7 protein-coding genes and 1 tRNA gene are annotated in these 7,044 nt (G+C 68.8%); 3 read left to right on the top strand and 5 right to left on the bottom strand.

What is annotated here, in order from left to right; translation table 11 throughout:
• Positions 1-288 precede the first annotated feature (288 nt).
• Positions 289-576 (top strand): hypothetical protein, encoded by a 288-nt coding sequence (locus tag ABTZ94_RS35240; RefSeq protein WP_351207154.1) that lies wholly within the window; start codon positions 289-291, stop codon positions 574-576.
• Between the two features lie 88 nt (positions 577-664).
• On the opposite strand, the gene ABTZ94_RS35235 is transcribed toward ABTZ94_RS35240, so the two are convergent.
• The 3 genes from ABTZ94_RS35235 to ABTZ94_RS35225 all read right to left on the bottom strand — a co-directional run bounded on the left by ABTZ94_RS35235 (position 665) and on the right by ABTZ94_RS35225 (position 2,708).
• Positions 665-737: transfer RNA gene (locus ABTZ94_RS35235), tRNA-His, on the bottom strand.
• 126 nt (positions 738-863) lie between these two features.
• The gene (orn, locus tag ABTZ94_RS35230) at positions 864-1,466 is read right to left on the bottom strand and encodes an oligoribonuclease (protein WP_351207152.1); all 603 of its coding nucleotides are present in this window, start codon (positions 1,464-1,466) and stop codon (positions 864-866) included.
• A gap of 9 nt (positions 1,467-1,475) precedes the next feature.
• Positions 1,476-2,708, bottom strand: a complete 1,233-nt coding sequence (locus tag ABTZ94_RS35225; protein WP_351207150.1) for a helix-turn-helix domain-containing protein — start codon at positions 2,706-2,708, stop codon at positions 1,476-1,478.
• Positions 2,709-3,646: 938 nt separating this feature from the next.
• Here ABTZ94_RS35225 and ABTZ94_RS35220 point away from each other — a divergent pair.
• Both ABTZ94_RS35220 and ABTZ94_RS35215 read left to right on the top strand, forming a co-directional pair.
• Positions 3,647-4,168: a universal stress protein gene (locus ABTZ94_RS35220; protein ID WP_351207148.1), complete on the top strand. Its 522-nt coding sequence runs from the start codon at positions 3,647-3,649 to the stop codon at positions 4,166-4,168.
• Between the two features lie 186 nt (positions 4,169-4,354).
• On the top strand, positions 4,355-4,543 hold the full coding sequence (locus ABTZ94_RS35215) for a hypothetical protein (RefSeq protein WP_351207156.1): 189 nt from the start codon (positions 4,355-4,357) through the stop codon (positions 4,541-4,543).
• A gap of 119 nt (positions 4,544-4,662) precedes the next feature.
• On the opposite strand, the gene glmS is transcribed toward ABTZ94_RS35215, so the two are convergent.
• Both glmS and ABTZ94_RS35205 read right to left on the bottom strand, forming a co-directional pair.
• Positions 4,663-6,492, bottom strand: a complete 1,830-nt coding sequence (gene glmS, locus ABTZ94_RS35210) for a glutamine--fructose-6-phosphate transaminase (isomerizing) (protein WP_351207147.1) — start codon at positions 6,490-6,492, stop codon at positions 4,663-4,665.
• Positions 6,493-6,535: 43 nt separating this feature from the next.
• A complete protein-coding gene (locus tag ABTZ94_RS35205) occupies positions 6,536-6,811 on the bottom strand; it encodes a hypothetical protein (protein WP_351207145.1) in 276 nt (91 codons plus the stop codon).
• Positions 6,812-7,044 lie beyond the last annotated feature (233 nt).

Raw genomic sequence — 7,044 nt, 5'->3', positions numbered from 1 at the left:
GGAATCCGATCCTGAACCCTGCGGCGCGGAGCGCCGCAGCATCGCTCCGGAATGCTGCCCTGCCCTGCCCTGCGGGGTGTGTCGGACAGCGCGACGGCGCAGAGGCCGGCCAGCGCATCCCTTTGACCATCGCCTGCACGGAGCGTAGTTTTCGCCTGCGCACCGTAGTTAAGATCCATGTGGAGTGGCAGCATGGCTCTTCCGCCTGGGGGGGGTAAGAGTCCGAGGGCCCGCCTATGCGCTTTGATTCGAACATGCGATCGAGAGACGGGCCATGCGCTGGGGCAGATGGCTGACACGCAAGGATCGGCGAGCGCACGGCTTGAGATCGCCGCCGACACGGACATGCCCGCAGGGCACAACGTCCTGCCGGTGGAGAAGCGCGGCGAGATCACCCCTTCTCCGCCTTTTCCACGCCCGCTGGATCGATGCTGTGGGCCGGTCGGAACTGAGGGCGATGTCACGGACCTGGAGGGCGGTGGCCTCGCCGAAGCGCATCCCGGTGTCGTCCTTCTTGGGCCGTTCCACGATGCCCGCCATGTGATGCCCGCCATGTGGGGACGATACGGCGCATGACCGACAGCCGTGTTCCCGTGATGTTCCCAAAGTCCCGCGCATGACGAAGGGCTGACCTGCTTTCACAGGTCAGCCCTTGATCATTCAGGGTGAGTAACGGGACTCGAACCCGCGACATCCTGGACCACAACCAGGTGCTCTACCATCTGAGCTATACCCACCATGCCCGGTCTTTTTCTGACCGGCCGAGAAAAAGTGTACAGGGTCCGAGAGGGTGCTCGCGCCCCAGTTGTTCAGCCGCTGATCCCGGCCCCCGAAAGGCCCACGACCAGCGGCTTCGCAACGTCCTAGGGCGTGGGCGGTGCGACACGTGCCGCGATCGCCTTGGCACGCTCCGAGTCCGGCCCGGGTTGCGGTACGAAGATCGCCTCGCGGTAGTAACGCAGCTCCGTGATGGAGTCACGGATGTCCGCGAGCGCCCGGTGGTTGCCGTTCTTGGCCGGACTGTTGAAGTACGCCCTCGGGTACCAGCGGCGCGCCAGCTCCTTGACCGAGGACACATCGACGATCCGGTAGTGGAGGTAGCCCTCCAGGGCCGACATGTCCCGCGCCAGGAAGCCACGGTCGGTGGAGACCGAGTTCCCGCACAGCGGGGCCTTGCCGGGCTCCTTCACATGCTCGCGGACATAGGCCAGCACCTGGGCCTCGGCGTCGGCCAGCGTGGTGCCCTGGGCCAGCTCGTCGAGGAGACCCGAGGCGGTGTGCATCTCGCGCACCACCTCGGGCATCGTCTCCAGGGCCGCGTCCGGCGGGCGGATCACGATGTCCACCCCTTCGCCGAGCACGTTCAACTCCGAGTCGGTGACCAGTGCGGCCACCTCGATGAGTGCGTCTTCCGTCAACGAGAGCCCGGTCATCTCGCAGTCGATCCACACCATGCGGTCGTTCATGGTCCCAGCCTACGGGGCGCTCCGTTGACCCGGCAGGGTCGGGCGCCCGGTGGAGTACGCGTCGGGGCCCGGTCTCCCGTGCTCCGGCTGCCCCGCCCCGACCGTCGCCGACGTGACGACATGCGGACCCGGTGGGGTGGCCGCAGCCGTGGCACGCCGGCCCGCCGAGGTGCCCTGCGCGGGCACGATCGGCTCGATCGCTGCGACCGCCTCCGCGCCACCGCCCTGCGGGCGGCGGGCCCGGTAGGCGGCCCGGTACGCGGCGGGGGAGGAGCCCAGCTGGCGCCGGAAGTGCCCGCGCAGCGCGACCGGCGAGCGGAAGCCGCAGCGGCCGGCGACCTCGTCGACCGAGTACTCGGACGTCTCCAGCAGTCGCTGCGCCTGCAGCACCCGCTGGGTGATCAGCCACTGGAGCGGTGCGCTGCCGGTGAGCGAGCGGAACCTCCGGTCAAAGGTCCGCCTGCTCATGTAGGCGCGCGCGGCCAGCGTCTCCACGTCGAACTGCTCGTGGAGATGCTCCAGCGCCCAGGCCACGACCTCGGCGAGCGGGTCGGAGCCGATCTCCTCAGGTAAAGACCTGTCGAGGTAGCGCTCCTGACCGCCACTGCGCCGCGGCGGCACGACGAGCCGACGGGCCAGAGCCCCGGCGGCCTCCGTCCCGTGGTCCGTGCGGACTATGTGCAGACAGAGATCGATGCCGGCCGCTGTCCCCGCGGAGGTGAGCACATCGCCGTCGTCGACGAAGAGCTCACGCGGATCGACATGCACCGACGGATAGCGCTTGGCCAGCGTCGGTGCGTACATCCAGTGCGTGGTCGCCGGGCGGCCGTCCAGCAGGCCGGCGGCGGCGAGCACGAACGCGCCGGTGCACAGCCCGACGATGCGGGCCCCTTCCTCGTGGGCGCGGCGCAGCGCGTCCAGCGCCTCTGCGGGCGGCGGCGAGGTGATCGAACGCCAGGCGGGCACCACGACGGTGCCTGCCCTGCTGATCGCCTCCAGCCCATAGGGCGCGGTCAGTTCGAGTCCCCCGGTGGTCCGCAGCGGCCCCTCTTCCCCGCCGCAGACGAGGAGTCGGTAGCGCGGAACTCCCGCGTCCTGGCGGTCGATTCCGAACACGGAGAGCGGGATTGAGCTCTCGAAGATGGGGCCGCCGCTGAACAGCAGTACGGCGACGACTTCTCGTCGTCGTCGTCCACTGAGCTTCCGTACAGCCTCCGTTGCGGCGGCGGAGTCCTGGCTCATGACGCTAAGCCCCCCTTGGTGTTCGCGTCTTCCTGGTCCTTACGGGCCTGTCGCTCCTGCACTTTTCCCCTCGGTCCTGCATGAGTCCCCGTCTTCGATACCCAAGATCGAATCTACTGCGTCCCGTGGTGTCGGCGTGACACGTTCACCAACCGGCGTTATGTCGACAAGGCAACTTGGCGGGAAGCGTTCGATCACGAAGGGTTTCATTCAGCGGCCGTGCAGGGAAGTGCGCCTCGCCTTCATGGCCCGTCCCCGTCGGGTAGAAGCGTACCGCTCGGTCTCTTCCTGCCTGGTGACAAGGGGGTTGATCGGCCAATTCGGCAAGGAAGCGACAGGGGTGTGAAGTTGGCTGAAAATAGACGGTTGTGCATACGTGATTCAGTCAGTCGACCGGCGCGCAACCCCGATGGGTGGCCGCTCCTTTGCGCCCCTTGGCAGGTCGGACAGCCGAATCGTACGGAACGACGCAACCGCGTCGGCGGGCAGCGGGATCCCGACCGGCGGGCCGATGCCGCTCCGCGGCCGGGCGGAGAGCTCCGGGCGGGGCGGGCGGGCCGGGGTGGGTGCGGGGTGACCTCTGGGAGGGGGCGCCGGCCCGGCGCCCGGCGTCGGAGTGGCGATCCGCACCGGAGTGCTGCGGTCCCGGTGCGTCGCGCGGTGCGTGACGGATGCCGCTCCGCCCGGTCACCGAGCGGAGTCGTTGTGGCCCGCAGGTGTTGATGTACAGAGCAACCGGCATTGCCATACGGGTCCGCCTCGGGCATGCTCCGTGAAACGTCGCACGCGCTTTGCGCGGGTCTGGGCAGTGGAGGAGTGGCGCCGTACCCTTGGGGGTAAGGGGTTGGGAAGATGATTCCCGGACACCGCAACACCGCCCGCTGACGCACCTTCCCCAAGTCGCTCTCCTCACGAGGACTCTCTTCGCCGAGACACCGATGGCCGGTCACGAAATCCCCGAACCCGCCGACCGCAAGCAGGTAGCCGACGCCATGTCGGACCCGCAGGCGGTCGAAGAAACACGTCATTCCTGCGACCCCGCCTTCCGGCATGGGGTCGTGGTCGGCTTCGACGGCTCGACGTCCAGTGAGCGCGCCCTCGCATACGCCATCGGGATGGCCCGAAGATCAGGTTCCGGCCTGATCATCGTCCACGTCGCCAATCGGCTGCCGACCACCGTCTGGGCAGGCTGCGAGCCGCCCGTCTTCGTCGATGTGCCCGACCACCGCACCGAGGTGCTCGGCCTGGAGCTCGCCTGCGCGGACTACCTCTGCGAGGTTCCCTGGGTGCTCGTCGAGCGCGGCGGGGACATCTGCCATGAGCTGGAGGAGGTCGGCCGGGAGTACTCGGCCGACGCCATCGTCGTCGGCTCCACGCACGGCATCGTCGGCCGCATCTTCGGTTCGGTGGCGGGGCGTCTCGCGCGGCGCGCACAGCGCCCGGTCGTCGTCATTCCCTGAGCGTTCCCCGTCCCGGACGCCCCTGCCGTCACCTCTCTCGCCGGTTCCGGACCTCGCGGCCGACATGGCGTCAACTCGCCTGTGGAAACCGGCAATCCGCCGATGCGCAGAGGTGGATTGTGCGCTTGTGAAGGGTGCATAAGGGTCATTGGGGAGCAGGGGCACTGCATGCGAAGGGAGCCCGCCGTGGACAATGACGTCTCTGCGGGAAGCACCGGCACCTCTGCCCTCGGCCATCTCGCCCTGGGGCTCACCCTGTTGGTGTTCGGTATCGGTCACGCCGGGGTCGTGGGCAGTGCGACGGCGGTGCCGGCCAACCGGCCCACGGCGCTGCCGGGGCGCGCTGCCGGCCGAGGGGCGACGACCACCGGCTGAGGCAGCGACCGGGCCGGAGCGCAAGGGGCAGGCGGCGGCCCGCACGGGAGCGGCCCCGTACCCGCGGTGGCGGTGGGTACGGGGCCGCGCTGCTCCGGGCGCAGCCGGTGCAGGGACGCCTACTCGACGGTGACGGACTTCGCCAGGTTGCGCGGCTTGTCGATGTCACGGCCCATGGCCAGTGCCGTGTGATACGCGAAGAGCTGGAGCGGGATGCCCATCAGGATCGGGTCCAGCTCGTTCTCGTTCTTCGGTACGACGATGGTGTGGTCGGCCTTCTCCTGCACCTGATGGGCGACGGCGAGGATGCGGCCGCTGCGGGCCTTGATCTCCTCCATCGCGGCACGGTTCTTCTCCAGCAGATCGTCGTCCGGCACGATCGCGACCGTCGGCATCGAGGGCTCGATCAGCGCCAGCGGCCCGTGCTTCAGCTCGGAGGCGGGGTACGCCTCCGCGTGGATGTACGAGACCTCCTTGAGCTTCAGCGAGGCCTCGCGGGCGACGGGGTAGCCGCGCACCCGGCCGATGAACATCATCGACTTGGCGTCCGCGTACTCCGCCGCCAGCTTCTTGATCTCGTCCTCGTTCGCCAGGATCTCGCTGATCTGGGCGGGCAGCCTGCGCAGCCCCTCGATGATCCGCTTGCCGTCGGCGACCGACAGGTCCCGGATCCGGCCCAGGTGCAGGGCGAGCAGCGCGAACGCGACGACCGTGTTCGTGAAGCACTTGGTGGAGACGACACAGACCTCGGGGCCGGCGTGGACGTACGTACCGCCGTCGGCCTCCCGGGCGATTGCCGAACCCACCACATTGACGACACCGAGCACCCGGGCGCCCTTGCGCTTGAGCTCCTGGACGGCGGCCAGCACGTCGTACGTCTCACCGGACTGGGAGACCGCGACGTACAGGGTGTCGGGATCGACGACCGGGTTGCGGTAGCGGAACTCGGAGGCGGGCTCGGCGTCCGCGGGGATGCGGGCCAGCTCCTCGATGAGCTGGGCGCCGATCTGGCCCGCGTGGTACGAGGTGCCGCAGCCCAGGATCTTGATCCGGCGGACCCCGCGCGCCTCGCGGGCGTCCAGGTTGAGACCGCCGAGGTGCACGGTGGAGAACCGGTCGTCGATGCGGCCGCGCAGCACCCGGTCGACGGCGTCGGCCTGCTCGGAGATCTCCTTGTGCATGTACGTGTCGTGGCCGCCCATGTCGTACGACTCGGCCTCCCACTCCACGGTGGTCGGCGTGGCCGTCGTGGACGAGCCCTCCGTCGTGTACGTACGGAAGTCGTCGGCCTTGAGGGTGGCCATCTCGCCGTCGTCGAGGGTGACGACCTGACGGGTGTGGGCGACCAGCGCGGCGACGTCGGAGGCGACGAACATCTCCTTCTCGCCGATGCCGAGGACGACCGGGGAGCCGTTGCGCGCGACGACGATGCGGTCGTTGAAGTCGGCGTGCATGACGGCGATGCCGTACGTGCCCTCGACCGAGCGAAGCGCCTCGCGGACCTTCTCCTCCAGGGTGTTCGCCTGCGCACGGGCGATCAGGTGGACCAGCACCTCGGTGTCGGTCTCGGAGAGGAAGACGACACCGTCGGCGACGAGCTTCGCACGGAGCTCGGAGGCGTTGTCGATGATGCCGTTGTGGACGACGGCGACCTTGTTCTCGGCGTCCAGGTGCGGGTGGGCGTTCTCGTCGCTCGGGGCGCCGTGGGTGGCCCAGCGGGTGTGGGCGATACCGGTGGTGCCGGTGAAACGCTTGGGAACGCGGGCCTCGAGCTCGCGGACCCGGCCCTTCGCCTTGACCATCTTCAGCGCGGCGGGCTTCCCGGCCGACGCCTTGCCGGTGATGACGATGCCCGCGGAGTCGTAACCCCGGTACTCCAGCCGCTGCAGCCCTTCCAGCAGCAGCGGAGCCACATCACGCTTCCCGATATATCCGACGATTCCGCACATAAAGTCTCTGCCCCTCCATTGACGTACCTGTGGTGCTCGTTGCTCAGCCGTAGACGATGCGGCGCAGCTGGCGGAGCGAGAGCTCCGGCGGCGCGACCGCCCGGTACGGCAGCTCGGCCGCGATCCGCTCGAAGATCTCCGTGTTCACCAGGCCGCCGGACTGCAGTTCGCGGTGGCGGCGGCGGACGAAGCCTTCGGTCGTCTCGTCGAAGTACGCCAGCACGTCAAGAACCACCCGGGCGGCTTCGCCGCGCTGGAGCGCGGTGCTGCGCACCAGGTGATCAATGAGGTCGTCATGTGACGAGCGGCGTTCGAGCACTTGTTGATATTGCGATGGGCGGGGCACTTACGCAACAATTCTGCCCGATATCGGGCAGGGAGCGATGTGATTACGCTCTCTGGCGGGCCCCGAGGTGATCCGGAAGAGGGCCGGGGCGCGCCTAGCTAGTGCTGTGAGCGGAAAGGTTCACCGGCTCGCGACGCCCGGCACGGCGCCTCGCCGCGTTGTCGCATCACCCGAGTACATCCAGTACGCGGGTGATGCTCCGCCTT

Origin of the sequence: Streptomyces sp. NPDC002785 (assembly GCF_040295565.1) — a bacterium.
Taxonomy (GTDB): domain Bacteria; phylum Actinomycetota; class Actinomycetes; order Streptomycetales; family Streptomycetaceae; genus Streptomyces.
This window is presented reverse-complemented; position numbering and strand designations above follow the sequence as displayed.